This window comes from Nonomuraea harbinensis, assembly GCF_019396385.1.
Taxonomy (GTDB): domain Bacteria; phylum Actinomycetota; class Actinomycetes; order Streptosporangiales; family Streptosporangiaceae; genus Nonomuraea; species Nonomuraea ferruginea.
The window spans coordinates 192,301-216,631 of the sequence record NZ_JAHKRN010000006.1; the positions used below are offsets into that span (position 1 = coordinate 192,301).

General features: G+C 71.1%; 23 protein-coding genes. 8 read left to right on the plus strand and 15 right to left on the minus strand.

Translation table 11 applies throughout. The annotated features are described in order from the left end of the window. Positions 1-7: 7 nt before the first annotated feature. From phoH2 to abmR, 7 genes are all read right to left on the minus strand, one after another. Positions 8-1,327, minus strand: coding sequence for an RNA 5'-3' helicase PhoH2 (gene phoH2 / locus KME79_RS09060; RefSeq protein WP_261808298.1), 1,320 nt, complete (start codon positions 1,325-1,327; stop codon positions 8-10). A 206-nt stretch (positions 1,328-1,533) separates the two neighbouring features. Next, on the minus strand, positions 1,534-2,295 hold the full coding sequence (locus KME79_RS09065) for an isoprenyl transferase (RefSeq protein ID WP_148029171.1): 762 nt from the start codon (positions 2,293-2,295) through the stop codon (positions 1,534-1,536). A 54-nt stretch (positions 2,296-2,349) separates the two neighbouring features. Further along, a complete protein-coding gene (locus tag KME79_RS09070) occupies positions 2,350-2,907 on the minus strand; it encodes a hypothetical protein (RefSeq protein WP_219544046.1) in 558 nt (185 codons plus the stop codon). A 15-nt stretch (positions 2,908-2,922) separates the two neighbouring features. After that, positions 2,923-3,771 (minus strand): amidohydrolase family protein, encoded by an 849-nt coding sequence (locus tag KME79_RS09075; protein ID WP_219544047.1) that lies wholly within the window; start codon positions 3,769-3,771, stop codon positions 2,923-2,925. 39 nt (positions 3,772-3,810) lie between these two features. Beyond that, on the minus strand, positions 3,811-4,719 hold the full coding sequence (locus KME79_RS09080; RefSeq protein WP_219544048.1) for a TIGR04222 domain-containing membrane protein: 909 nt from the start codon (positions 4,717-4,719) through the stop codon (positions 3,811-3,813). Between the two features lie 113 nt (positions 4,720-4,832). Then, the gene (locus KME79_RS09085) at positions 4,833-6,698 is read right to left on the minus strand and encodes a phosphoenolpyruvate carboxykinase (GTP) (protein ID WP_219544049.1); all 1,866 of its coding nucleotides are present in this window, start codon (positions 6,696-6,698) and stop codon (positions 4,833-4,835) included. 214 nt (positions 6,699-6,912) lie between these two features. After that, on the minus strand, positions 6,913-7,446 hold the full coding sequence (gene abmR, locus KME79_RS09090; RefSeq protein ID WP_148029165.1) for an ATP-binding transcription factor AbmR: 534 nt from the start codon (positions 7,444-7,446) through the stop codon (positions 6,913-6,915). Positions 7,447-7,542: 96 nt separating this feature from the next. Here abmR and KME79_RS09095 point away from each other — a divergent pair, with 96 nt between their 5' ends. Further along, the gene (locus KME79_RS09095; protein ID WP_187280935.1) at positions 7,543-8,694 is read left to right on the plus strand and encodes a hypothetical protein; all 1,152 of its coding nucleotides are present in this window, start codon (positions 7,543-7,545) and stop codon (positions 8,692-8,694) included. On the opposite strand, the gene KME79_RS09100 is transcribed toward KME79_RS09095, so the two are convergent. Genes KME79_RS09100 through mca form a run of 3 tightly spaced genes read right to left on the minus strand, consistent with a single transcriptional unit; the run spans position 8,680 to position 10,083 of the window. Further along, positions 8,680-8,973 (minus strand): GNAT family N-acetyltransferase, encoded by a 294-nt coding sequence (locus tag KME79_RS09100; RefSeq protein WP_219544050.1) that lies wholly within the window; start codon positions 8,971-8,973, stop codon positions 8,680-8,682. The two genes, KME79_RS09095 and KME79_RS09100, sit on opposite strands and share 15 nt — an antisense overlap. Further along, positions 8,974-9,156: a hypothetical protein gene (locus KME79_RS09105; RefSeq protein WP_246639507.1), complete on the minus strand. Its 183-nt coding sequence runs from the start codon at positions 9,154-9,156 to the stop codon at positions 8,974-8,976. Positions 9,157-9,198: 42 nt separating this feature from the next. Continuing rightward, on the minus strand, positions 9,199-10,083 hold the full coding sequence (gene mca / locus KME79_RS09110) for a mycothiol conjugate amidase Mca (protein ID WP_148029163.1): 885 nt from the start codon (positions 10,081-10,083) through the stop codon (positions 9,199-9,201). Between the two features lie 138 nt (positions 10,084-10,221). Here mca and KME79_RS09115 point away from each other — a divergent pair, with 138 nt between their 5' ends. From KME79_RS09115 to KME79_RS09130, 4 genes are all read left to right on the plus strand, one after another. Then, positions 10,222-10,641: a DUF4307 domain-containing protein gene (locus KME79_RS09115; protein WP_219544051.1), complete on the plus strand. Its 420-nt coding sequence runs from the start codon at positions 10,222-10,224 to the stop codon at positions 10,639-10,641. A 108-nt stretch (positions 10,642-10,749) separates the two neighbouring features. Next, positions 10,750-11,250 (plus strand): transcription elongation factor GreA, encoded by a 501-nt coding sequence (greA, locus tag KME79_RS09120; protein ID WP_148029161.1) that lies wholly within the window; start codon positions 10,750-10,752, stop codon positions 11,248-11,250. After that, positions 11,250-12,509 carry a C40 family peptidase gene (locus KME79_RS09125; protein WP_219544052.1) on the plus strand — a complete coding sequence of 420 codons (1,260 nt, stop codon included), beginning with the start codon at positions 11,250-11,252 and terminating at the stop codon, positions 12,507-12,509. The genes greA and KME79_RS09125 overlap by 1 nt, the downstream gene beginning before the upstream one ends. Positions 12,510-12,544: 35 nt before the next feature. Continuing rightward, positions 12,545-14,497, plus strand: a complete 1,953-nt coding sequence (locus KME79_RS09130) for a thioredoxin domain-containing protein (protein ID WP_219544053.1) — start codon at positions 12,545-12,547, stop codon at positions 14,495-14,497. Positions 14,498-14,506: 9 nt separating this feature from the next. On the opposite strand, the gene KME79_RS09135 is transcribed toward KME79_RS09130, so the two are convergent. Together KME79_RS09135 and KME79_RS09140 are read right to left on the minus strand one after the other, a co-directional pair. Beyond that, positions 14,507-16,630, minus strand: a complete 2,124-nt coding sequence (locus KME79_RS09135; protein ID WP_219544054.1) for a transglycosylase domain-containing protein — start codon at positions 16,628-16,630, stop codon at positions 14,507-14,509. A gap of 101 nt (positions 16,631-16,731) precedes the next feature. Continuing rightward, positions 16,732-17,217 carry an Lrp/AsnC family transcriptional regulator gene (locus KME79_RS09140; protein WP_219544055.1) on the minus strand — a complete coding sequence of 162 codons (486 nt, stop codon included), beginning with the start codon at positions 17,215-17,217 and terminating at the stop codon, positions 16,732-16,734. 103 nt (positions 17,218-17,320) lie between these two features. Here KME79_RS09140 and hppD point away from each other — a divergent pair, with 103 nt between their 5' ends. Together hppD and KME79_RS09150 are read left to right on the plus strand one after the other, a co-directional pair. After that, on the plus strand, positions 17,321-18,430 hold the full coding sequence (hppD, locus tag KME79_RS09145) for a 4-hydroxyphenylpyruvate dioxygenase (RefSeq protein WP_219544056.1): 1,110 nt from the start codon (positions 17,321-17,323) through the stop codon (positions 18,428-18,430). A gap of 93 nt (positions 18,431-18,523) precedes the next feature. Further along, a complete protein-coding gene (locus KME79_RS09150) occupies positions 18,524-19,954 on the plus strand; it encodes a M1 family metallopeptidase (protein WP_246639508.1) in 1,431 nt (476 codons plus the stop codon). Positions 19,955-20,077: 123 nt separating this feature from the next. Here KME79_RS09150 and KME79_RS09155 read toward each other — a convergent pair whose 3' ends face one another. From KME79_RS09155 to KME79_RS09165, 3 genes are read right to left on the minus strand one after another with little or no spacing between them, the layout of a single operon-like run. Further along, positions 20,078-20,596: an adenylyl-sulfate kinase gene (locus KME79_RS09155; protein ID WP_219544058.1), complete on the minus strand. Its 519-nt coding sequence runs from the start codon at positions 20,594-20,596 to the stop codon at positions 20,078-20,080. Positions 20,597-20,636: 40 nt separating this feature from the next. Beyond that, positions 20,637-21,575 carry an ROK family protein gene (locus tag KME79_RS09160; RefSeq protein ID WP_219544059.1) on the minus strand — a complete coding sequence of 313 codons (939 nt, stop codon included), beginning with the start codon at positions 21,573-21,575 and terminating at the stop codon, positions 20,637-20,639. Beyond that, positions 21,572-22,744 carry an FIST signal transduction protein gene (locus tag KME79_RS09165; protein ID WP_148034262.1) on the minus strand — a complete coding sequence of 391 codons (1,173 nt, stop codon included), beginning with the start codon at positions 22,742-22,744 and terminating at the stop codon, positions 21,572-21,574. Before KME79_RS09165 ends, KME79_RS09160 begins: the two co-directional genes overlap by 4 nt. Before the next feature lie 172 nt (positions 22,745-22,916). Between KME79_RS09165 and KME79_RS09170 the strand changes: the two genes are divergently transcribed. After that, positions 22,917-24,308 (plus strand): sigma 54-interacting transcriptional regulator, encoded by a 1,392-nt coding sequence (locus KME79_RS09170; RefSeq protein WP_219544060.1) that lies wholly within the window; start codon positions 22,917-22,919, stop codon positions 24,306-24,308. The last annotated feature ends 23 nt before the right edge of the window (positions 24,309-24,331 follow it).

Consider the following 24,331-nt stretch of genomic DNA (forward strand, 5'->3'; position numbering starts at 1 on the left):
CGGACGACTAGATGGTGATGTCCTCCAGCATCTCCGTCACCAGCGCCGCGATCGGCGAGCGCTCCGACCTGGTCAGCGTGACGTGCGCGAACAGCGGGTGGCCCTTGAGCTTCTCCACCACCGCCACCACGCCGTCGTGCCGCCCGACGCGCAGGTTGTCGCGCTGGGCGATGTCGTGCGTGAGCACCACGCGGGAGTTGGCGCCGATGCGGCTGAGCACGGTCAGCAGCACCCCGCGCTCCAGCGACTGGGCCTCGTCCACGATCACGAAAGCGTCGTGCAGCGACCGCCCGCGGATGTGCGTGAGCGGCAGCACCTCCAGCATGCCGCGGTCGAGCACCTCCTCGATCACCTCGGGCGAGGTGACGGCGCTCAGCGTGTCGAAGACCGCCTGCGCCCAGGGGCCCATCTTCTCGCCCTCGGTGCCCGGCAGGTAGCCCAGCTCCTGGCCGCCGACCGCGTACAGCGGGCGGAAGACGACCACCTTGCGGTGCTGGCGGCGCTCCAGGACGGCCTCCAGGCCCGCGCAGAGGGCGAGCGCCGACTTGCCGGTGCCGGCCCGGCCGCCGAGCGACACGATGCCGATCTCCGGGTCCATCAGCAGCTCCAGCGCGATGCGCTGCTCGGCGGAGCGGCCGTGCAGGCCGAACACCTCGCGGTCGCCGCGCACCAGCCGCACCGACTTGTCGGGCTGGACCCGGCCGAGCGCCGAGCCGTTGGCCGACAGCAGTCGCAGGCCGGTGTGGGTCGGCAGTTCTCTGGCCTCCTCAAGGTCGGCGGTGCCGGAGTCGAAGAGCGACTCGACGTCCTCCGCCGTCACCTGCATCTCGGCCATCCCCGTCCAGCCGGACTCGATGACCAGCCCGGCGCGGTACTCCTCGGCCGCCAGGCCGATCGAGGCCGCCTTGACCCGCATCGGCAGGTCCTTGGAGACGAGCACGACGTCCTGGCCCTCGGCGGCCAGCGAGCGGGCCACGGTGAGGATGCGGGTGTCGTTGTCGCCCAGGCGGAAGCCGACGGGCAGGATGGACGGATCGCTGTGGTTGAGCTCGACCCTGATCGTGCCTTCCCCTGTGGGCATCGGCTCGTCCAGCCGGCCGTGCTCGACCCGCAGCTCATCCAGGTAACGCAGGGCCTTTCTCGCGAAGTAGCCCAGCTCCGGGTGATGCCGCTTCCCCTCAAGCTCCGTGATGACGACGATCGGCAGGACGACATCGTGCTCCGCGAAGCGGGTCATCGCCGCCGGGTCGGCCAGCAGGACCGAGGTGTCCAGCACGTAGGTGCGCTTGGCGGGACTGGTCGTAGGGTTGCTCGAGGACACTGCCACACGTTCTCCCCCGGGCGCCCGTGCGGACGGGCACCCTGCAGACGAGGCGGGATTCGGACCGGACCCGTGCCCCCGACCGCGACGTGCCGCCGGCGCCGGATTCCGGCCCCCTCGGCTCGAATCGGCGCAAAGGCGGGCCCTTTCCGGAATGTCCGGCCTTTGACCGGACACTTCCAACGTTACGTCCCAAGTGCCGGGATGTCCCGTTATGAACCGTAACGCCGGTGTCTCGCGGCGTAATCCCGCAGGGCTCGCAGGAAGTCCACCCTGCGGAAATCCGGCCAGTAGGCCTCGTGGAAGTAGAACTCAGAGTGAGCGCTCTGCCACAACATGAAGCCCGACAGGCGCTGCTCGCCCGAGGTCCGGATGAGGAGGTCCGGGTCGGGCTGGCCGCGAGTGTAGAGATGCTCAGCGATGTGTTCGACATCGAGACCCTCCACGAGGTCCTCGATGCTCGCGCCCCTGCTCGCTTGCTCCTGCAGGAGTGAGCGCACCGCATCGGCAATCTCACGCCTTCCTCCATACCCAACTGCAACGTTCACAATCAGGCCGGGACGGTGCGATGTCACTTCTTTTGCGTTCTTCAGGACATTGGCCGTGCGGTCCGGCAGCAGGTCCAGCGCCCCCACAGGGCTGATCCGCCAGCCCTGGTCGACCAGCTCCTGGACGACGTCCTCGATGATGCGCAGCAGCGGCTCCAGCTCGTTGGGCGGCCGGTTGAGATTGTCGTTGGACAGCATCCAGACGGTGACGACCTCGACCCCGGTCTCGCGGCACCACGTGAGCAGCTCGGAGATCTTGTCGGCGCCCTTGCGATGCCCTTTGGCGACATCGGTCATGCCCATGGCACGCGCCCAGCGGCGGTTGCCATCGATGATCACCCCGACGTGCCGGGGGATGCTGTCCTTGGACAGCTTGGCCTCCAGCCGGCGCTCGTACAGCCGGTAGACCAGGTCGCGCAGGCTCACGGAGTCCCTCCCCAGCGCTGCCATGTACAGGTCGGAAGACCCGACAGGCCATTATCACCGTGTTTCGCCCGTGCCCGTGCCCTGAACGCGGACCTTGCCCGGGTCCGTATTGCCCAGGCAGCCCTCGGCCTCGTCCACCAGAGCACGCACGAACCCCGCCAGCTCACCGGAGGTGAGGATCGCCCGCGTGCCCAGGCCGCCCACGCCCCACGCCTCCACGAAGGCCCTGCGGGTCAGCCGCCACTCGCCGCGCTGCTCCGGCCGGGGTGTCCAGAGGGGGATCGTGCGCAGCTGACAGCGCAGCTCGCCGCCGGCGACGCCGCCCCACCTGCTGCGGTACCGGAACGAGAAGAGTTCGGCCCCGCCCTCTTCCGGCGGGAAGCGGTCGTCGGGATCCGGCCACCGACCGGCCTGCCCGTGATCGCGCCGGGCCGCCTCCACGCCGCGCGCCAGGCGCGCGAGCCGCCACGCGCACCGCTCGCCGACGGTCCCGTACGGGACGCCGTCGCGGGACAGCTCCAGCGTGACCTCGTACGGCATGCCCGCGCTGTCGTTGCAGAGCACCGGTGTCACGGAGAGAAAGGAGCCGTCGGCGCAGCGTAGTCCCACCACGCCGGTTCCCTTCCCTCACGAAGGCGGGTGAATCTCCTGGTCAAGGCCATAGACGCGGGTGGCGGTCGCGCCGAAGACCTGCTCGGCGCCAGCGCCGCCGAGCAGCGCGCGGGCCGCCTCCAGGACCGTCCGGTAGTCGGCCGCCAGCAGGGCGACCGGCCAGTCGCTGCCGAACATCAGCCGCTCAGGCCCGAAACACGCGACCGCGTGCTCCACGTACGGCCGCAGGTCCTCCACCGACCACCGCTCGTGGTCGGCCTCGGTGACCAGGCCCGACACCTTGGCGAAGACATTCGGGTACGCGGCCGCGGCGGCGATCTTCGTGGCCCACGGCTCCCACGCGCGGTCCCTGATCCGCGGCTTCGACAGGTGGTCGACGACCAGCTTCAGCCCAGGATGGCGCCCGGCCACCGTGACCACGTGATCCAGGTGCCTGGGCAGCAGCGACACCACGTCGAACGCGAGCCCGGCCGCGGCCAGCAGCCCCAGCGACTCCAGCACCCCGTCGCGGACCAGCCAGTCGGGGTCGGGCTCGTCGTGGATCAGGTGGCGGACGCCGACGAACTTCGGGTGCGGCCGGTAGCGGTCGAGGGCCTTCGCCGCCTCGCCCGGGTCGGTCAGGTCGATCCATCCGACGACTCCGGCGATGAACGGGTGCGCGTCGGCGTGCGCGAGCATCGCGTCCGTCTCGGCGCGGGAGTCGGCGGCCTGCACCAGCACCGTCCGATCCACCCCGGTGGCACGCAGCTCAGGGATCAGGTGCTCGGGAGCGTAGGTGCGGTAGAGCACGCCGGAGGCGGGGGTCAGCCAGGGGTACTCGACGGTCTCCAGGTTCCAGAAGTGCTGGTGCGCGTCCACGATCACAGGGAAAACCTAGGATGTCTGCACCACCCCCGGCAAGAGTCACCCACCGCATCCCCCGCACCCGCCGCCTCCGCAGCCACCTCCTCCGCAACCCGAGCCGCCGCCGTCCCCGCCGCCGGAGTCGCCGTGGGAGCCGCACGCGGCGGCGCCGCTCGACACGGGCGCCTTCTGCCGCCGGGACGACCTGGCCAGCTCAGTGAACCGCGGCTCGTCCCGCCCGTCCAGACCGTGCAGCGCCACCGGGATCGCGATGCCGAGCCGCTCCTGGGAAGCCGTCAGCGTCTCTCGCCCGTACCGCTCCAGCACCTGGCGGCCCGCCCACGTGGGCGCGTCGCGCAGCGCGCGGCGCTCGCCGGCGTGGCGGGTGAAGCCGACGACGCCGGTCGCCGCCATGGCGAGCGTGCTCAGGCCGGTGAACCCGTCGGGCGCGAGCACGGACGCGACGGCCCCCACCGCCGCCATGCCCCAGGCCAGTACGGGGACGGCCAGCAGGAGAGCGAGCTTGGCGCGTACCGGGCCGATGCCGGACGGCCGGTGCACCAGCCCCGTGCTCACGAGCCGCCGCCGCAGCCCGGCCACCTCGGGCCCCCGGGCGACGGTCCGCAGGGCGCGGCCCGCGTCCATGCCGCCGGGACGGGCCCGTACGGCGGTGAACAGGGCGCGCTCGACGTCGGCGGCCGGCTCCGCGGCCCCCGCCACGGCGTGCAGGTCGCCTCTCCTGTCGAGGCGCAGCGCCTCGGCCGTGATGAGCACGGCGGCGGCGGTCTCGGCGACCCGCGACGGCCCGCCGGCCAGGAAGGCCAGCTCGTACGCGTCCAGGTCGGCGGACGGAGCGGGGCCGGGCCCGGCGCGGCGGGCGTCGAGCCGGATGGACTTGACCGTCAGCCAGACGCCCCCGCACATCACCGCGCATCCGGCGAGTGCCAGCACGAAGTGTAAAGCCCCCATAAAGAATCTCCCGTGTACCGGATAGACGGACCACCGGTCGGGAGGAGTTCCCGGCGAAGCGGAAACGCGACGGCGCCGGCCGTCACGGGGACGACCGGCGCCGCGATGATCGATCAGCCGAGGCGGTCGAGCAGCGCCTGGTGCTCCTCCCACAGCTCCTTGGGCAGCTGGGCGCCGAACTTCTCGAAGTGGGCCGGGATCAGCGCGGCCTCCTCGCGCCAGACCTCGCGGTCGACGCCGAGCAGCGTGCGCAGGTCCTCCTCGGACAGGTCGAGCCCGTCGGTGTCGAGCGTCTCGGGCACCAGCCCGATCGGCGTCGGGACGGCCTTCGCCTCGCCGTTGAGCCGGTCGACGATCCACTTGAGCACGCGGCTGTTCTCGCCGAAGCCGGGCCAGATGAACCTGCCGTCGGCGTCCTTGCGGAACCAGTTGACGTAGTAGATGCGCGGCAGCACGACGTCCTCGCGCCGGCCCAGCTTCAGCCAGTGGCCGAAGTAGTCGCCCATGTTGTAGCCGCAGAACGGCAGCATGGCGAACGGGTCGTGGCGCAGCTCGCCGACCTTGCCTTCGGCGGCGGCGGTCTTCTCGGAGGCGACGTTGGCTCCGAGGAAGACGCCGTGCTGCCAGCTCAGCGATTCGGTGACCAGCGGCACCGCGGTGGCGCGGCGCCCGCCGAACAGGATCGCCGAGATCGGCACGCCCTTGGGGTCCTGCCATTCCGGTGCGATGGTCGGGCACTGGGAGGCCGGGGTGGTGAAGCGGGCGTTCGGATGGGCCGCGGGCTCGCCGCTGTCCGGCGTCCAGGACCGGCCCTTCCAGTCGGTCAGGTGAGCGGGCGGCTCCTCGGTCAGCCCCTCCCACCACACGTCGCCGTCGTCGGTCAGCGCGACGTTGGTGAAGATGCTGTTGCCCCAGAGCGTCCTGATCGCGTTGGCGTTGGTGACCTCGCCGGTGCCGGGCGCGACGCCGAAGAACCCGGCCTCCGGGTTGATGGCGTACAGCCGCCCGTCGTCGCCGAAGCGCATCCAGGCGATGTCGTCGCCGATGGTCTCCACCTTCCAGCCGGGAATGGTGGGCTGGAGCATGGCCAGGTTGGTCTTGCCGCAGGCGCTCGGGAAGGCGGCGGCGATGTAGCGGACCTCGCCCGACGGCGGGGTCAGCTTGAGAATGAGCATGTGCTCGGCCAGCCAGCCCTGGTCACGGGCCATGACGCTGGCGATCCGCAGCGCGTAGCACTTCTTGCCGAGCAGCGCGTTGCCGCCGTAGCCGGACCCGTACGACCAGATCTCGCGGGTCTCCGGGAAGTGGCTGATGTACTTGGTCGTGCTGCACGGCCAGGGCACGTCCTCCTGGCCCGGCTCCAGCGGCGCGCCGACGCTGTGCACGGCCTTGACGAAGCTGCTGTGCTCATGGTCGCGCTTGCTGCGGCCTCCGTTGGCTCGTTCCTCGCTCTCTCCGGCCTTTCGCGCCGCTCCGCGCTCCTCGATGAGCCGCAGCGCCCTGTCGCCCATGCGGGTCATGATCCGCATGGACACCGCGACGTACGGCGAGTCGGTGATCTCGACGCCGACCTGGGAGATCTCTCCGCCGAGCGGCCCCATGCAGAACGGCACCACGTACATGGTGCGGCCGCGCATGCAGCCCTTGAAGAGCTTGCCGAAGGTCTCGCGCATCTCGGCGGGCGCGATCCAGTTGTTCGTCGGGCCGGCGTCCTGCTCGCGCTCCGAGCAGATGAAGGTACGGTCCTCCACCCGGGCGACGTCGCTCGGGTCGGAGGCGGCGTAGAAGCTGTTGGGCCGCTTCGCGAGACGCGTGAACGTGCCCTGGTCGACGAGGAGGTTGGTCAGGCGCGTCCACTCCTCCTCCGAACCGTCACACCATTCGATCCGGTCCGGTTGGGTAAGCGCGGCTATCTGATTGACCCAGGTGACCAATTCGACGTTGCTGGTCGGGGCGGGAACTTCCACGGTTACAGACACGACAGCGGCTCCTCCACTCTCTCAGGGCTCGCTCATCATTAACGACGAGGACACCCGGAAGCCAATTGGCGTAGACCTCTTGGCCTCGGGCGTCGCCGCAGGCAGCGGCCTTGACGACTGGGGGACCCTACCCATCGCGACAGGGTTTAAAAAGAACTCGCCAGCCCACTGGTATATACCAATGCGGCTGGTCTAAACCAATTCCGCAAATGGTTTAGTCCATTCTCCGGGAATTCACGTCGGGCCCTTCGGACCGCACCCGGTCGACATGTTGCAGCGCGTCGCGCAGTTCGGCCAGCCAGGTGTCGGCGTTCTGGCCGACGAGCCGGACGCACCAGGCGAGGGCGTCGCTGCGGCTGCGCGCCACGCCGGCGGCCACCAGCGTGTCGAGAACCTGACGCTCCGGCTGCCGCAGCCTCGTCATGACGGGCACGGACAGTGTGGTGAACATCACAGCCTGGCCGCCGCAGGTGACGCCCCAGGAGACCTTCTGGCGGAACCTCCGCTCGGCCTCCTTGGCGATCTCGACGCGCCGCTCCCTGGTCTCCTCGCGGAAGCGCCCGATCAGGCCGTCGATGAGCGCGGCCCGCTCGCCCTCGTCCATCTCGCCGGGCGGGTCGGGCAGCGTGCCGAGAACCGCGATCTCCTCGCGGTCCCTGATGATCTCGGGCGCGCCGGTGAACCAGCCCTCGGGGAGCCGCCCGGCGAACCATCCGCGCACCTGCGCGGTGCCATCGTCGCTTGCCATGTAATCACCATTACACAGTTGCGAGGAAAAAGCACCCCTTCCCCGCACCGTCCTGGCAGGTGCGGGGGCCGGGGGTGGGGGCGTAGTTTACGGAGCGTGGACCTGGAATTCGTCAGCCGCCACGCGGGCCGCCCGGCCGCCGCGCTGACCCGCAGAGATCTGGCCAGGGCGCTGCTGGCCGTGCCCTCGGGCGTGGCGCTGGTGGCGCTGCCCGACCTGCGCAGGGCCATGATGGCCGCGGGCAACCCGCTGTCCCGCCCGTTCTGGGAGTCGGCCAGGACCACGCTCGCCGCCATCGAGTCCGGCGCGGCCACGGTGGGTGACGTCCAACGCTGGGTCGAGTCGACGGGCACCGAACCCATCCTGATGACGCCGAGCTACTTCGTCTGGCCGGAGGAGAACGAACGCGGGCCGGTGGCCCACGAGATGCACGACCGGCTCGTGGCCCACCTGGAGGAGCGGGTGCGCGCGGGCGAGATCGACCCGGACGCGCTCGCGTCCGGCGATCTTCAAGCCCGCAGGGCGTACGAGGAACTGCAGGAGAGCTGGCTGGCCACGCCGCTGCCCGATGGGCGGGTGCCGGGGTTCTCGGTGAGCGACGAGCAGGACGAGGAGCTGTTCGCGGCCTGGGACGAGGAGGAGGAGTTCGCGCTGTCGGAGCTGCGGCGCATCCTGGGCGAGCTGGTCAAGCAGCCCGAGCTGCCGATCGCCGAGCTCGACCGCGCCGTCACCCGCCTGCGCGAGCTGCTGGCGGTCGCGGGCTATCCGGGCAACGTGCTGCGGGCCTGCGCGGGCTTCGAGGGCGAGCCGATGCCTGACGACGACGTGGAGCTGTGGCTGACCGTGGCCGCCGGCGTCGCCGGGCCGGTCTCGGACCTGCCGGAGGAGGGCGACCTGCTGGAGGAGTTCGCCGACCTGAACGGCGAGGTCAGCCTGGAGGACGAGATGATGGCCCACATCTGCGCCATCCAGCACGCCGACTGGCTCGCCGCCGTGACGGCGCTGGCCCGGATGGGGCCCGGCGCGCTCGCCTCGCCGGAGCGCATCGCCCGCCTGATCGCCGAGTCGGAGGACATCGACGCCGACGAGCAGGACTCCGACGACCTGGCCTCGACCGAGAGCCTCTTCAGGCCGGTGGTCGCGCTCTGGGCCCAGCTCGGCATCGTGGACGAGGACGACGTGCTCACGCCGCTCGGCTGGTGGGGCCTGCCCAAGGCGCTGGAGCGCGCCTGGTCAGCCGGTGACTGAGGGATCGAGCAGGTCCTTGTAGGCGGGGTTGCGCTCGATGTAGCCGGCGACGTACTCGCACCGGGGCACGACCTTCAGGCCGGTGTCGCGGGTGAGGTCGAGCGCGTGCGCGACCAGCCGGCCCGCGAGCCCCTGCCCGCCGTACTCGGGCAGCACCTCGGTGTGGGTGAAGACGACCTTGGTGGGCAGCAGCAGGTAGTCGGCGAACCCGGCGACCTTCCCGTCCACGCGGATCTCGAAGCGGCTCTTCTCCGGGTTGTCGACGACCTCTTCAGACATCTACTCGGCCTTCTTCTCGAGCTCGCGCTCCTCGTCCGCGAGGTCGCGCTCGTGGGGCACCTCGATCTTGCCCATCTGCTTGTTCATGGACTTGACCAGGAAGTAGAGAGCGAACCCGAGAAGGGCTACCACGACGAAGCCGAGCAGGCCCGGGCTGACTTCACCTGCTGCTAGAACCATCACCCTTCCAGTCTGCCACCCGGGGGTCGTGCCCGGACCTCCGGATCAGTGGCAGGCCGGGGACGTCTCCTCGGCGTGGATGCCGGAGAACAGGTCGTCCTCGGGCAGACCGGTGTCGACGAGCGAGCGGGCCAGGTGGTAGTCCTCCGTCGGCCAGATCTCCTGCTGCAGCTCGCGCGGGCAGACGAACCACCAGCCGTCGGGGTCGACCTGGGTGGCGTGCGCCATGAGCGCCTCGTCGCGGATCTGGAAGTAGTCGCCGCAGGGCACCCGGGTCGTGACCTCCCACTTGGCGGGGCGGTCCTCCCAGCGGGCGATCCAGTCGCCGTAGGGGGAACCCATGTCGCGCTCCTGCATGGCCTCGTGCAGCGCCTCGAACCGGGCCCGGTGGAAGCCCATGTGGTAGTAGAGCTTGAGCGGCTGCCACGGGTCGCCGGTGCCGGGGTAGCGGTCGGGGTCGCCGGCCGCCTCGAACGCCTCCACCGACACCCTGTTGGTCATGATGTGGTCGGGGTGCGGGTAGCCGCCGTCGTCGTCGTAGGTGAGGATCACGTGCGGCCTGAACTCCCGCACGGCCGCCACCAGCGGGGCCGCCGCGACTTCGAGCTTCTGCAGCCCGAAGCAGCCCTCGGGCAGCTCCTCCTCCTCGCTCTCCGGCAGCCCCGAGTCCACGAAGCCCATGAACCGCTGCCGCACGCCGAGGATCTCGCGCGCCCGGTCCATCTCGGCCTTGCGCACCCGGGCGATGTCGGCCACGATCTCGGGCCGGTCCATCTTGGGGTTGAGCACGGAGCCGCGTTCACCACCCGTGAGGGTGCAAACCAAGACGTCAACGCCTTCGCGGACATAGCGCGCCATCGTCGCGGCGCCCTTGCTCGACTCGTCGTCGGGGTGGGCATGGACGGCCATCAACCTCAGCGGTGCACTCACGGGCTCGACGTCTCCTCAGACACATGGACCGATCAGTCGCCCACAGAGGCTAGTTTCTGCTGGGCGGTCGCGAGGGCATGACCCCCGCGGGCGACAATTGTCTCGGATAACGCCGAGGGAGTGCAGGGAGATTCCACCATGGCCACCAGAGATGCCGGGAACGGCCCAGTTCTCGGCACACCCGACGACTTCCCGGACCGTCCCGAGCGAGGCGGCCGGATCGTCGTGCACGTCGTCATCGGCGTGCTCGTGGCCATCATCGCCGGAGGCTGGGGCTACGTCATGTGGTCGATGAACGGCAGCGCCAACGGGGCGATCGCCCAGGTAGTCTCATTCCGCGTGCGGGGGCCGTCAGAGGCCGAGATCGCGTTCACGGTGAGCAAGCCCGACGACCGCGAGGCGGTGTGCCGCATCCGTGCGATGGACGTCCACCACGTGGAAGTGGGCAGCAAAGAAGTAAGAATCCGGCCTGGTGAGGGTACGAAGCAGGTCAAGGAACGCCTGGGCACCAGCGCCGAGGCGACTTCCGTCCACATCCAGTACTGCAATCTCGTATAGTGAGACATTTGGGGAAGCGTTCGTGCGACTGACTTGTTAGCCTTTCGCAATTCAACCGTACGTAACCTTCAGTGATCTCAGGGCCCCCTAGGCAAGCAAGGAGAACCCGTGGCCGACTCTCGCGATGAGAACGTCACATGGCTGACGCAGGAGGCGTACGACCGCCTGAAGGCCGAGTACGAATATCTCTCGGGGCCCGGGCGCGTCGATATCGCCAAGAAGATCGAGGCCGCCCGGGAAGAGGGCGACCTGCGCGAGAACGGCGGCTACCACGCCGCCAAGGACGAGCAGGGCAAGATGGAAGCGCGGATCTTCCATCTGCGCCAGATCCTCGACAACGCGCGCGCCGGCAAGCCGCCCGCGGCCGACGGCATAGTCGAGCCGGGCATGACCGTGACCATCCGGTTCGTCGGCGACGACGACGAGGTCACCTTCCTGCTCGCCTCGCGTGAGGAGAGCGGCGCGCCGATCGACGTCTACTCCCCCAAGTCACCGCTCGGCGCCGCGATCAACGGCAAGAGGATCGGTGACAAGGCGACCTACAGCCTGCCCAACGGCCGCCAGAACACCGTCGAGATCCTCGAGGCCGTGCCCTACATCGGCAACTGATGCACCCCGAACGGCACCGCCGGGCCCACCCAGGCCCGGCGGATCTCACGCGCGGTGGCTCCGGCATCCGTCAGGACCTCGGCTTCCTGCTGAGGTCCCGCAGACGCCGTGACCACCGCCGTCTGATCCCGTTCATCGTGGTGACGCTGGTCGCGGTGCTCACGGCCGACGTGCTGCTGCTCACGGAGAACCGTGAGGCCGCCGACGAACCGGCCGCCGCCGAGCCCGTACGTGCCCGCCAGACGCCCCAGCAGAGCCTGATGGCCGACGCCCACACCGTGCGGCCGGTGGCGCCGGTCGGCAAGCTCCACAAGCCGCACGTGTTCGTGGTCACGCGCAAGCCGTTCAGCCAGAAGCAGTTACAGAAGATCGCCCGCCTGTCCGGGATCCGCGCCATGGAGCTGGCCGACGCGGCCAGCGTCATGCTCGACGGGAAGCGGGTGCAGACGCTGGCCGTCGAGCCGTCGACCTTCCGCGCCTACACGCCGAAGGTGACGGCCACCTCCGACCCGTTGTGGAACAACGTGGCCGCGGGTGACGTCGCGGTCTCGTTCGTGCTCGGCAACGACGGCGGCCTCAGCCTGCACCGCAAGATCAACGGCCCGTCCGGGCCGCTGCGCATCGGCGCCTACGCCACCACCGGCTTCGGCGCGGTGGACGCGGTCGTGTCCAAGGACACCGGCCGCGAGCTCGGGCTGCCCCGCGACAACGCGCTGATCATCAGCGCGCCCAAGGCCGACTCGGCGAGGCTCCGCGACCGGGTGCTCAAGCTGCTGCCCAAGGGCACCCAGGCGGCCCTGGTCAACCCCGTGCGGCCGCAGCCGCAGGTCAAGGCCCGCGACTGGCCCACCGGGGCGTTCATGACCGGAGACCAGCTCACCGTGGCGCTGCGGGCCGCCGCCTCCAAGCTGGGCAGGCCGTACGTGTGGGGCGCCGAAGGGCCTGACAGCTTCGACTGCTCCGGGCTCGTGCAGTGGGCCTTCGCCCAGGCCGGCATCAGGATGCCGCGGGTGACGCACCAGCAGTGGGTCACCGGCCCGCAGGTGCCGCTCTCGCAGGCGCACCCGGGCGACCTGCTGTTCTGGCGGCACGACCCGACCAATCCCGGCTACATCTCCCACGTGGCGATCTACTGGGGCGACGGCAAGATGCTGCACGCCCCGCGCACCGGCGACGTGGTGAAGATCGTCCCGGTCAGCACCCGCAACCTGGCCGGGGTCGTCCGCGTCAGCCCGCAGGCCGCGGCGAAGGTCCGCTGACCCGTCCCCGGAGGACCGTGTGAGAGCCTGAACTCATGAACAGGCTCGGTAGTGAGACGTCTCCCTACCTCCTTCAGCACGCGGGGAATCCGGTCCACTGGTGGCCCTGGGGCGAGGAGGCGATGCGGGAGGCCAAGCGGCGTGACGTGCCCCTGCTGGTCAGTGTGGGCTACTCGTCCTGCCACTGGTGTCACGTCATGGCTCACGAGAGCTTCGAGGACCCCGCGACCGCCCGGCTGATGAACGAGCACTTCGTCAACGTCAAGGTCGACCGCGAGGAGCGGCCCGACGTCGACGCCGTCTACATGAGCGCCACCCAGGCGATGACCCAGCAGGGCGGCTGGCCGATGACGGTGTTCGCCACCCCGGAAGGCCACCCGTTCTACTGCGGCACCTACTTCCCCCGCCCGCAGTTCCAGCGGCTGCTGACGGGGCTGCACAACGCCTGGACCACCGACCGCGACAACGTGCTGAAGCAGGGCGCCAAGGTGGTGGAGGTGCTCAACTCCGGCACCGCCCTGCCCAACGGCCCGCTGCCCACGGCCGAGACGCTGGAGCAGGCCCTCGCCAACCTGCGCGAGTCGTTCGACCCGGTGCGCGGCGGGTTCGGCGGGGCGCCGAAGTTCCCGCCGTCGATGGTGCTGGAGTTCCTGCTGCGCTCGGGCGAGCGCGAGATGTCCGGCAGGACCCTGGAGTCGATGGCCCGCGGCGGCATCTACGACCAGCTCGCGGGCGGGTTCGCCCGCTACAGCGTGGACGCCGGCTGGGTGGTGCCGCACTTCGAGAAGATGCTCTACGACAACGCGCTGCTGCTGCGGGTCTACACCCACTGGTGGACCGCGACGGGCGAGCCGCTGGCCCGCCGGGTCGCGCTGGAGACCGCCGGCTGGCTGCTGCGCGAGCTGCGCACCCCCGAGGGCGGCTTCGCCTCCGCGCTGGACGCCGACAGCGAGGGCGAGGAGGGCAGGTTCTACGTCTGGACTCCCGAGCAGCTGCGCGAGGTGCTGGGGCCCGACGACGGCGACTGGGCGGTGCGGGTCTTCCAGGTGACCGGCACGTTCGAGCACGGCACGTCGGTGCTGCAGCTCCCGGAGGAGCCCGACGACCCCGAGCGGCTGGCGCGGGTGCGCGAGCGGCTGCTCGCCGCGCGGGAGCTGCGGGTACGTCCCGAACGCGACGACAAAGTGGTGGCGAGCTGGACCGGGCTGACCATCGCGGCCCTGGCCGAGACCGGCGTGGTGTTCGACCGGCCCGATCTGGTGGAGGCGGCCACGGCCGCGGCGGTGCTGCTGGACGAGGTGCACGTCGACGGCGGCAGGCTGCTGCGCACCTCGCGTGACGGGCGGGCGGGGCGCAACGCCGGCGTGCTGGAGGACTACGCCAACCTGGCCGAAGGGCTCATCGCGCTCTACGGGGTGACCGGGGAGACGCGCTGGTTCCGGCTGGCGGGCACGCTCCTCGACACCGTGCTCGACCGGTTCGCCGACGGCACCGGCGGGTTCTACGACACCGCCGACGACGCCGAGCGGCTGTTCCAGCGCCCGCAGGACCCCACGGACAACGCCACGCCCTCCGGCCAGTACGCGGCCGCTGGGGCGCTGCTGTCGTACGCGGCGCTGACCGGGTCCGCCCGCCACCGGGAGGCGGCGCACGCCGCGCTCGGCACGGTGTCGGTGCTGGCCGGGAAGCACGCCAGGTTCGCCGGATGGGGGCTGGCGGTGGCCAGGGCGGCGCTCGACGGGCCCGTCGAGGTGGCGGTCGTGGGCCCGCCCGGCGATCCGCGCACCCGTGCCCTGCACCGCGAGGCCTACCTGTCCGGCTCCCCCGGCCTGGTGGTCGCTCCCGGGCCCGGCCCGGACGACGCCGTGCCGCTGCTGCTGGGGCGCGACCTCATCGGCGGGGCGCCGGCGGCGTACGTGTGCCGGGGGTTCACCTGTGAGCTGCCGGTGACGACCGCGGAGGAGCTGCGCGCCCAGCTGAGCCGGTGAGGGCGGGTCTCAGTCGAAACGCGGGCCGCCGTCGCCGTCGCCGTCGGTGGCGGCCGTCGGCTCGGGGACGGACTCCTCGACGGACGGCGGCCCGAAGTCCTGGTCGAACGTTTCTGACCGGCGGGCGTCGTCCTCAGGTTCCAGGTCGGCGGGCGGCTCCTCGTCCGTGAACGGCGGCTGGGTCGGCTCGGCCGTGGGCCCCTCGTCCCACTGCTCCGGCTCGCGGGACCGCGTGTCGTCGCGCCAGCCGCGATCCTGGTCGCGCGGCTGGTCGTAGCCGCGCGCGTGGCCCACGCCCTGCGGCTCGGGGAACTGCTCGACCGGCTCGCCGTCCATGGCCTCGGCCATGAACGCCCGCCACACCTGGGCGGGCAGCTGGCCGCCGAACTGGACCCCGTAGCCGGGGATGTCCACGGTCTCGTTGTCGTCGCGGAACATGTTGACGGCGGTCGCGAGCTGCGGCGTGAACCCGTTGAACCACACGGCCTTGGAGTCGTCGGTGGTGCCCGTCTTCCCCGCCACGGGACGGTCGTAGAGGCGGGCGGCGGTGCCGGTGCCGTACTCGACGACCTGCCGCATGGCGTAGACGGCGTCGGCGGCGGCCCCCTTGCCGATCGCCTGGGAGGCGGCGGGCTTGACGACGTCCTTCACCCCGTCGGCGTCGGTGACCGACTTGATCACGTGGGTCTCCATGTGGACGCCGGCGTTGGCGAGGGTCCCGAAACCGGCGGCGTTCTGCACGGCGCTGACCGAGGCCACGCCGAGCGGGAACGAGGCGGCGTCCACGTGCTGTTCGAGCTGCTCGGCCGGGATGCCCATGGCCTCGGCGGTGGCGGCCACCTTGCGCGGCCCGACCTTCTGGGCCAGGTCCACGAACGCGGTGTTGACCGAGTTGCGGATGGCGCTCACCAGGTCGATCTGGCCGTAGGAGCGGCCGCCGTCGTTGGGGATGGGATGGTCCGGATCGGCCGCCACGCGCATCGGCGAGTTGCCGTCGACCCTGGTCGACAGGCTCAGCCCGTTGTCCAGCGCCGCCGCCAGCGTGTAGGGCTTGAAGGTGGACCCGGCCATGACCTTGGCCGAGAACGCGTTGTCGTACTGGGACTTGTCGGGGTTGCCGCCGTAGAAGGCGACCACCTCGCCCGTGTCGGGGGCGACGGCCGCCAGCCCGGTGCGCACCTTCTTCGGCGTGGCCTGCGGCAGCGTGCCCTTCACCGCCCGCTCGGCCGCCTCCATGAGCTTCTTGTCGAACGTGGTGACGATCTTCAGCCCGCCGCCGTTGATGTCCTCGTCGCTGTAGCCGCGCCGGTTGAGCTCGTCGGTGACCTGCTGGAGCATGTACTGAGCCTGGCCCTTGAGCTGGAACGGCTTCTTCGGCTCCTTGAGCTCGGGGAAGCGCTGCGCGGCCGCCTCGTCGGCGCCGAGCGCGCCGGTCTCGGTCATGGCCCTGATCACCGACTGCCAGCGGGCCTTCGCCGCGTCGAGGTCGGCGCCCTCCGGGTCGGCGAACCGGGACGGCTGCTGGATCACCGAGGCCAGGTAGGCGCCCTGGGCCACGTCGAGATCGTCGACGCCCTTGCCGAAGTAGGCCTGGGCGGCTGCCTGCACGCCGTTGGCGCCCCGGCCGAAGTAGATCGTGTTGAGGTACTGCTCCAGCACCCAGTCCTTGGACTGGGACTGGTCGACCTTGATCGAGATCATGATCTCTTTGGCCTTGCGGACCACCGAGCGTTCCTGGCTCAGGCCGCTGTAGTAGTTGCGCACGAGCTGCTGGGTGATGGTGGAGCCGCCCTGGAGCTGCTGCCCGGTGACGGTGGACCACAGGGCTCGCGCGGTGCCCTTGACCGAGACGCCGCTGTCTTCGTAGAAGGAGCGGTTCTCGGCGGCGATGACGGCGTCGCGCACGTGCCGGGGCACCTTGGCCAGCTCGACGTTCCTGCGGTCGATGCCCTGCCGGGCGATGACGGTCTTGCCGTCGCGGTAGTAGATGACCGAACCCTGGGCCGTCGCGTCCTCCTGCGTGCTGTCGGGGATGGGCGTCAGCGCCCACGCGACGCCGAACAGCGCCGCCAGCACCAGGACCCCCGCCGCGACCACGATCAGCAGCCAACGGAGCACTCGCCGTTTTCGCATCGCCGTCTTCACCACCCGGTCACGCCTCCCCGACCCCCCGTCATCTGGGCGAACGTCAAGGGTAAGCGCTCGATAACGGTGCCTCGTCCCTTCGGGTGATGCTACGGCTCGCGCATCGCCCGGCGTGGGACATCGGCGACCAACGGCAGCACCCGGTAGGGCACGGGAGTGTCCAGGGCGACGATCGAGGAGGTCCTGAGCACGCCCCGGACCTCGACGATCTCGTCGATGACGCGCTGGAGATCGGCGTTCGTCCGCGCCACCACCCGGCACATGAGGTCGCTCCCGCCGGTGACCGTGTGGACCTCCAGCACCTCGGGGATGTGCGCCAGCCGGTGCGCCACCGGGTCGTGGCCGGAGACCTGCCGGATCTCCAGCAGCACGAACGCGGTCACGTCGTAGCCGAGCGCCACGGCCGATATGTCCGGCCCGAACCCCGTGATGACGCCCCTGGACATGAGCCGGTCCAGCCGCGCCTGGACGGTCCCCCTGGCCACGCCGAGCCGGCGCGAGCACTCCAGCACGCCGAGCCTCGGCTCCGCGCTCAGCAGCGCGATGAGCCGGGCGTCCAGTTCGTCGATCGTCATGATGTACAGATTCTCCGCGGTACGGGCCGGGCGACTAGGCAGATTGTCCACTCATTCAAGCAACTCTTGCGCAACTCGTCCAGGTATATCGAGAGTTGTCGGTATGAGTGATGTCTTTCCGGTGAACGGTATGCACGCCGTGGTCTTCGCTGTCGGCAACGCCAAGCAGTCCGCCCACTACTACTCGACCGCGTTCGGCATGAGGCTGGTGGCCTACCGCGGGCCGGAGAACGGCAGCCGCGACGAGGCGGCCTACGTGCTCAGCTCCGGCGGCGCCACCTTCGAGTTCCGTGCCTCCCTCCGACCGGGCACGGACCTGGCCGGACACGTGGCCGAGCACGGCGACGGGGTGATCGACCTCGCGCTCGACGTGCCCGACGTGGAGGCCGCCTACCGGCACGCCGTCTCCCACGGCGCCCGCGGGCTGGCCGAGCCGCACGTGCTGGAGGACGAGCACGGCAAGGTGGTGGTCGCCGCCATCGCCACGTACGGCCAGACCCGCCACACGCTGGTCGACCGGTCCAACTACACCGGCCCCTACCTGCCTGGTTATGCGCCCGCGCGGCCCCTCGTGGCCCCGCCCGCCACCAAGTCGGGGCGGCTGTTCCAGGCCGTCGACCACTGCGTCGGCAACGTGGAGCTCGGCAAGATGGACGAGTGGGTGGCGTTCTACCGCGAGGTGATGGGCTTCACGAACATGGCCGAGTTCGTCGGCGACGACATCGCCACCGAGTACTCGGCGCTGATGTCGAAGGTCGTGGCCGACGGCTCGCGCAAGGTCAAGTTCCCGCTCAACGAGCCGGCCGTCAGCCGCAAGAAGTCGCAGATCGACGAGTATCTGGAGTTCTACGGCGGGCCGGGCGTCCAGCACGTGGCGCTGGCGACCAACGACATCCTCACCACGGTCGACCACATGCGGGCGGCCGGGGTCGAGTTCCTCGACACGCCTGACTCGTACTACGAGGACCCCGAGCTGCGCGCCCGCATCGGCACCGTGCGCGCGCCCATCGAGGAGCTGAAGAAGCGCAAGATCCTGGTCGACCGGGACGAGGACGGCTATCTGCTGCAGATCTTCACCAAGCCGGTGCAGGACCGGCCCACGGTGTTCTTCGAGCTCATCGAGCGCCACGGCTCGCTGGGTTTCGGCAAGGGCAACTTCAAGGCCCTGTTCGAGGCGATCGAGCGTGAGCAGGAGCGCAGGGGCAACCTCTGAACCGGGTTCCCGTGAGCGGGTGGCGATCAGAGGTTGACCGAGCGTACTCTTCTGATCACTGATCGGAAGGGGGCGCTCCCGCTCATGGGGTCGATGACACAGCGGGCCGCCGCGCTGCTGGCCACGCTGAGCCTGCTGGCGTGCGGCGCGACGGACCGGCCGTCCGAAGGGGCGACCGGTGCCGACTCGGGCTCCCCGCGGACCGCCGCGCCGGCCGGGCCGACGCGGGGCGCGCCCGGCATCGGCGACCCCGACTTCCCGCTCGACGGCAACGGCGGCTATGACGTCGCCCACTACGCGCTGAAGATCGGCTACGTGCCGGAGAGCAAACACCTCGACGGCGAGGCGACGGTCCGGGCGACGGCCACCCAGTCGCTGTCGCGCTTCAACCTCGACCTGCGCGGGTTCGAGGTGAGCGGGGTGTCCGTCGACGGCGCCGCCGCCACGTTCTCCCGCGAGGGCGACGAGCTGTCCGTCACTCCCGCCCGGCCGCTGGCGCGCGGGGCCGCCTTCGCGGTGAAGGTGACCTACTCCGGGGTGCCGCAGCCGGTGCGCGGCTCGTCCAACCTCGGCTCCTACGGGTTCATCCCGACCGGGGACGGCGCGTTCGTCGCGTGCGAGCCCAACGGCGCCAGGACCTGGTTCCCGGCCAACGACCACCCGGCCGACAAGGCCACCTTCGACTTCGAGATCACGGTGCCCGCCGGGGTGACCGTGCTGGCCAACGGCGAGCTGGTGAGCCGCGAGCCGGCCGCCGGCGGCGGCACCACGTTCACCTGGCGCGAGTCCCACCCGATGGTCACCTACCTGGCCACGGCCACCATGGGCGAGTTCCAGCTCCGCGAGGGCAGAACCCCGGGCGGCATCCGCAACCTGGCGGCGGTCGACCCGCGCTTCGCCGGCGAGCTCGGCGACCTCTACACGAGGTCGGGCCAGATCACCGACCACTGGGTGACGGTCTTCGGCCCCTACCCGTTCTCGTCCACCGGCGGCGTGGTCGACGACTTCTCGGCGGGCTACGCGCTGGAGAACCAGACCAAGCCCATGTACGGCGGTTTCAGGCCCGACCAGTCGATCATCGCGCACGAGCTGGCCCACCAGTGGTTCGGCAACAGCCTCAGCATCGAGCGCTGGGAGGACCTCTGGCTCAACGAGGGGTTCGCCACCTACGCCGAGTGGCTGTGGACCGAGCACACCGGCGGCGACACGGCCGACGAGCGCTTCCGGGCCGGCCACGACCGGCCGGCGGGCGACCCGATCTGGTCCTACCCGCCGGGCGACGCCCGGCCCGACGACCTGTTCAACGAGTCCGTCTACCTCCGTGGCGCGATGACGCTGCACGCCCTGCGCGAGAAGATCGGCGACGACACGTTCTTCCGGCTGCTCAAGACCTGGACGGCGGAGCACGAGCACGGCAGCGTGACGACGGAGGAGTTCACGGCGCTGGCCGAGCGGCTGTCCGGCAAGCAGCTCGACTCCCTTTTCGACGCCTGGCTCTTCCAGCCCCGCCGCCCGGCGGCCTGACCACTCGCCGGGCTTGCCCGCGTCCCGCAGCTCGTGAATCGGTGCCGTCGGTGTTCTCGCTCACCGCGCAGGCCGCGCTCGCGGTGCCGATCAGCGTCGGCACGGCGACCGCCGCCGCCGCGCTCAGCACCAGCCGACGGCCCTCATGACGGCCGCGGCCGCGCTGGTCACCGAGCGCTCTCCCGCGTCCACCACCACGTCCTCGACCCGGGCCGCCACGAGGATGTCATCGAGCGCGCCGGAGCGGTCGAGATGCCAGCGCAACCCCGCCTCGTCACCCTCGTGGCGTCGCGCGAGGCGCTGGCGGACGACGGGGATCGGGACCCGCAACCGGCACACCGTGAGGTTTACGCCGACGGCCTCCTGGTGGCGCCGGCGCTCGTCCCGTGACTCGACGACACCGGCCAGCACGAGCCGTCGCGCTCCGGCCTCCAGGTGGTTGCGCGCGACGTCGCGCAGGTTGCGCAGGGTGAGTTCGAGATTGAACGGGTCGTCCGCCGGGGCGGGCCAGGACCGGCGGAGCCAGTCGAGGTCGATGACCGCGTGCGGGATCCCGGCGGCGGCGAGGAGATCACCGGCCGCGTCCGCGACCGACGTCTTGCCGGCCCCCACGGTCCCGGTGATCAGCAGAGCGGCGGGCATCCGACCAGGGTGGCAGACGACGGCCGCGAGCGGTAACCGGTCAGTACGTGTCGCTCGCGAGGATCAGGGCGGCGGCGCCGATCAGGCCCGCGTCCTGGCCGAGCGACGCGGGCACCACCCGCAGGCGGCGGGCGAACTCCATCCGGGCGTGCTCCCGCAGCGCCTCCTCCAGCGGGCCGAACAGCGGCTCCCCGGCCTGTGACAGGCCGCCGCCGATGGTGACCAGGTCCAGGTCGCACAGGTGGGTGGCGGAGGCGATGGCGATCCCGAGCGCCCGGCCCGCCCTGCGCATGGCGGCCACGGCCACCTCGTCACCCGCCCGCGCGTCCGCCGCCAGCATCCGGGCGGTGACGGCCCGCTCCTCCCGGTAGTCCCCCTGAGCCGCGGGATCGCCCGGGGTCCAGCCGCGGCCGAGCGCCCAGGCGGTCAGGGCGGGGCCGCGGGCGACCGCTTCCAGGCAGCCGTGGCCGCCGCAGCCGCACGGCGGCCCGCCGTCCGGCTCCACCACCACGTGCCCGATGTGCCCAGCGTTGCCGGTGCCGCCGTCGACCAGCCGCCCGCCGAGGACGAGCCCGCCGCCGACACCGGTCGAGACCACCATGCCCAGCATGTCCGCCACGCCCCGCCCGGCGCCGCGCCAGTGTTCGGCCACCGCCAGGCAGATGGCGTCGTTGTGGACCCGTACCGGAACCCCGGGGAACAGCCCGGAGAGCCGGGCACGCAACGGGAAGCCCCGCCAGCCGGGGATGTTGAGAGGTGAGACCACGCCGGACGGCCACTCCATCGGCCCGCCGCAGCCGACGCCCACGCCCGCGACCCCGTCGGAGAGCGGGCCGATCACCTCGCGCAGGGCCCGCCAGAGCGTCTCGGCGTCCGCGTCCTGCGGGGTCGCCGCACGCCTGATCTCCACGATCGCGCCCTCGGGGGACACCCGGGCGGCCGCCAGCTTGGTCCCGCCGACGTCGACCGCCAGGATCACTCTCCGCCCGCCGAGGAGAACACCAGGACCGACGCCGTGAACCCGTGCACGTGGTTGTGCCCGCCCACCGGCCCCACCTCGCCGGCCGCGAAGAAGCCCGCCACGCCGATCGGCCCCAACGTGTCGCGCAGCGCCAGCGGGTCGTGGTCGGCGGTGCCGAACATCGCCGACCCGCGCCCGTTGCACGAGAACAGCAGCGCCCCGTCGACCCGGCCCAGCTCCTGCCGGTGCGCGTCGAGCATGTCGTACAGGTCCTCGTCGGCGGTGGCCGCGTCGCGCACCTGGAAGCGCACCGTACGGCCGATCTCCACGATGTCGCCGATGGCCACCGCCTCGCGCTCCGGGTCGATGCCGATCACGCCGCGGATCAGGAAGTCGCCGCGCTCGTGGCGCTCGGCGTACTCGTCCATGGCGAGCCCGATCTGCAGCCCGGCGGCGACCAGCTCGCGGTCGTCCTCGTCCAGGTCGGTGACGATGTCTTCCAGCCGGGACAGCGCGGGCTGCCCGGCCAGCTCCAGCAGCAGGTTCTCCTCGGCGCGGGTGACGACCATGTTGGGCCCGATCGGCCGGCAGCCCTGGCTGACCACGGTGGTCACGTTGACGGACCCGCTGATCAGGACGCCGATGGCGCCCTCGGTGTACATCTCGCCGTCGGCGAACAGCCGCACGGAGCCGCGCCCCTGCACCCCGTTGGCCAGCCCGCCGACCAGCGGCAGGTCGCCGAGCACGTCCATGGAGCGCTCGACGAAGGCGTCGGCCGGGAACGAGTACGGGTCGGCCAGCAGGATCGCCACGTGGTCGTCGGGGCTGCGCTCGGGCAGCCCGACCACCACGAACCGGTCCTCGGCCGTGAGCGTCTCCAGCGCGAACGTGGTCAGCTCGGCCCCTTCCAGGGTGGCCGCCCAGGCGCTCACGGAGGGCGTCAGCTCCACCCCGGTGTCGCCGCCGATCACGCCGGTGGCGCTGCAGCCGATCACGTGCGCGTCGGGCGCCATCCGCATCGCGCGCTCGCCCGCTCTGGCCACGTCGTCGGGGTCGTCGCCGCACACGAAGAAGCAGACCAGGTCAGCCTGGCCGCTGAGTCGCGACAGGGCCTGGTTCACGGCCCTCTCCGCGGCTCCCACCAGGTCGGAGTCCACGGCGAGGCCGTCGGCGAAGCGGCTTGTCATCACTGCCACGCGTCTCGCCTCCCTCTGCTGGTCCAAGTACCCTAGGCCCGATTCTCCCCACTAACGGACCGAGCACGCATACGAACCGTGACGGAATAGCCGAGATCCTGATATCTCCACCAGATGCGAAACTCCCTGCCGCATCGCGTCCGGGGGACGTAGTCTCGATCCCGTGCATCAGCCTCGTATTCTGCGCGAGTTGCGAGAGAGCGGCCACGTTCATCGCACCGTAAAAGCCGAGGTCCGCGAAAACCTGCTGGCCAAGCTCCGGGCGGGCGAGCCCCGCTTTCCCGGCATCGTGGGCTTCGACGACACTGTCCTGCCTCATCTCGAACGGGCGCTGCTCGCCGGTCACGATCTGGTCCTGCTCGGTGAGCGCGGCCAGGGCAAGACCCGGCTCATCCGCACCGTCGCCGGCCTCCTCGACGAGTGGACGCCCGTCGTCGAGGGCTGCGAGATCAACGACCATCCGTACGCGCCGGTCTGCGGACGCTGCCAGGCCCTGGCCGCCGAGCTGGGCGACGAGCTGCCCGTGGCCTGGAAGCACCGCGACGAGCGCTACGGCGAGAAGCTCGCCACGCCCGACACCTCGGTCGGCGACCTGATCGGCGACATCGACCCCATCAAGATCGCGGAGGGCCGGCGGCTCGGCGACCCGGAGACCGTCCACTACGGCCTGGTGCCGCGCACCAACCGCGGCGTGTTCTCCGTCAACGAGCTGCCCGACCTGGCCGAGCGCATCCAGGTGTCGCTGCTCAACGTGCTGGAGGAGCGCGACATCCAGGTCCGCGGCTACAACCTGCGGCTGCCGCTCGACATCCTGCTCATCGCCAGCGCCAACCCCGAGGACTACACCAACAGGGGCCGGATCATCACCCCGCTGAAGGACCGCTTCGGCGCCGAGATCCGCACCCACTACCCGACGTCGGTCGAGGACGAGCTGACGCTCATCCGCCAGGAGTCCGTGCCCGACATCGGGGCGGACGTCCCCGAGCACCTCGTCGAGGCCATCGCCCGCTTCACCCGCCTGGTGCGCGAGTCCACCGCCGTCGACGCCCGGTCGGGCGTGTCGGCCCGGTTCTCGATCGCGGCCGCCGAGACCGCCGCCGCCTCGGCCGTGCGCCGGGCCGCGCTGGCCGGCGAGGAGCAGCCGGTGGCGCGGGTGTGCGACCTCGGGCCCGGCGTCCACAGCCTGCGCGGCAAGGTGGAGTTCGAGGTCAGCGAGGAGGGCAGGGAGACCGAGATCCTCGCCCACCTGCTGCGCCGGGCCGTCGCCGAGACGTTCAGGAGCCGGCTGGGGGGCATGGACCTGTCGCCGCTGACCGACAAGTTCGCCGAGGGCAACCAGGTGGAGTCGGGTGAGCTGGTGCCGGCCGGAGAGCTGCTCCGCCGCATCGGCCCGGTCCAGGGGCTGGCCAAGATCATGTCCAGGCTGGGCATGGGCGCCGGTGACGAGTCGCCCGGTCACGCGGCCGCCGCCCTGGAGTTCACGCTGGAGGGCCTCTACCTGATGCGCCGGCTGTCGAAGGACGACCTCGACGGGGTCACGGTCTACCGGACATGACGGGCATCCCGGCTCGGGTTAGC

What these genes read in the sequence shown, in the direction of transcription:
- hppD (WP_219544056.1), top strand. Translation starts at nt 17,321, where the DNA reads ATGAGTGATGTCTTTCCGGTGAACGGTATGCACGCCGTGGTCTTCGCT.
- KME79_RS09100 (WP_219544050.1), bottom strand. Translation starts at nt 8,973, where the DNA reads ATGTCTGAAGAGGTCGTCGACAACCCGGAGAAGAGCCGCTTCGAGATC.
- KME79_RS09125 (WP_219544052.1), top strand. Translation starts at nt 11,250, where the DNA reads ATGCACCCCGAACGGCACCGCCGGGCCCACCCAGGCCCGGCGGATCTC.
- abmR (WP_148029165.1), bottom strand. Translation starts at nt 7,446, where the DNA reads ATGGCAAGCGACGATGGCACCGCGCAGGTGCGCGGATGGTTCGCCGGG.
- KME79_RS09150 (WP_246639508.1), top strand. Translation starts at nt 18,524, where the DNA reads ATGACACAGCGGGCCGCCGCGCTGCTGGCCACGCTGAGCCTGCTGGCG.
- KME79_RS09140 (WP_219544055.1), bottom strand. Translation starts at nt 17,217, where the DNA reads ATGACGATCGACGAACTGGACGCCCGGCTCATCGCGCTGCTGAGCGCG.
- KME79_RS09135 (WP_219544054.1), bottom strand. Translation starts at nt 16,630, where the DNA reads ATGCGAAAACGGCGAGTGCTCCGTTGGCTGCTGATCGTGGTCGCGGCG.
- KME79_RS09115 (WP_219544051.1), top strand. Translation starts at nt 10,222, where the DNA reads ATGGCCACCAGAGATGCCGGGAACGGCCCAGTTCTCGGCACACCCGAC.
- KME79_RS09130 (WP_219544053.1), top strand. Translation starts at nt 12,545, where the DNA reads ATGAACAGGCTCGGTAGTGAGACGTCTCCCTACCTCCTTCAGCACGCG.
- KME79_RS09080 (WP_219544048.1), bottom strand. Translation starts at nt 4,719, where the DNA reads ATGGGGGCTTTACACTTCGTGCTGGCACTCGCCGGATGCGCGGTGATG.
- KME79_RS09155 (WP_219544058.1), bottom strand. Translation starts at nt 20,596, where the DNA reads ATGCCCGCCGCTCTGCTGATCACCGGGACCGTGGGGGCCGGCAAGACG.
- KME79_RS09165 (WP_148034262.1), bottom strand. Translation starts at nt 22,744, where the DNA reads ATGACAAGCCGCTTCGCCGACGGCCTCGCCGTGGACTCCGACCTGGTG.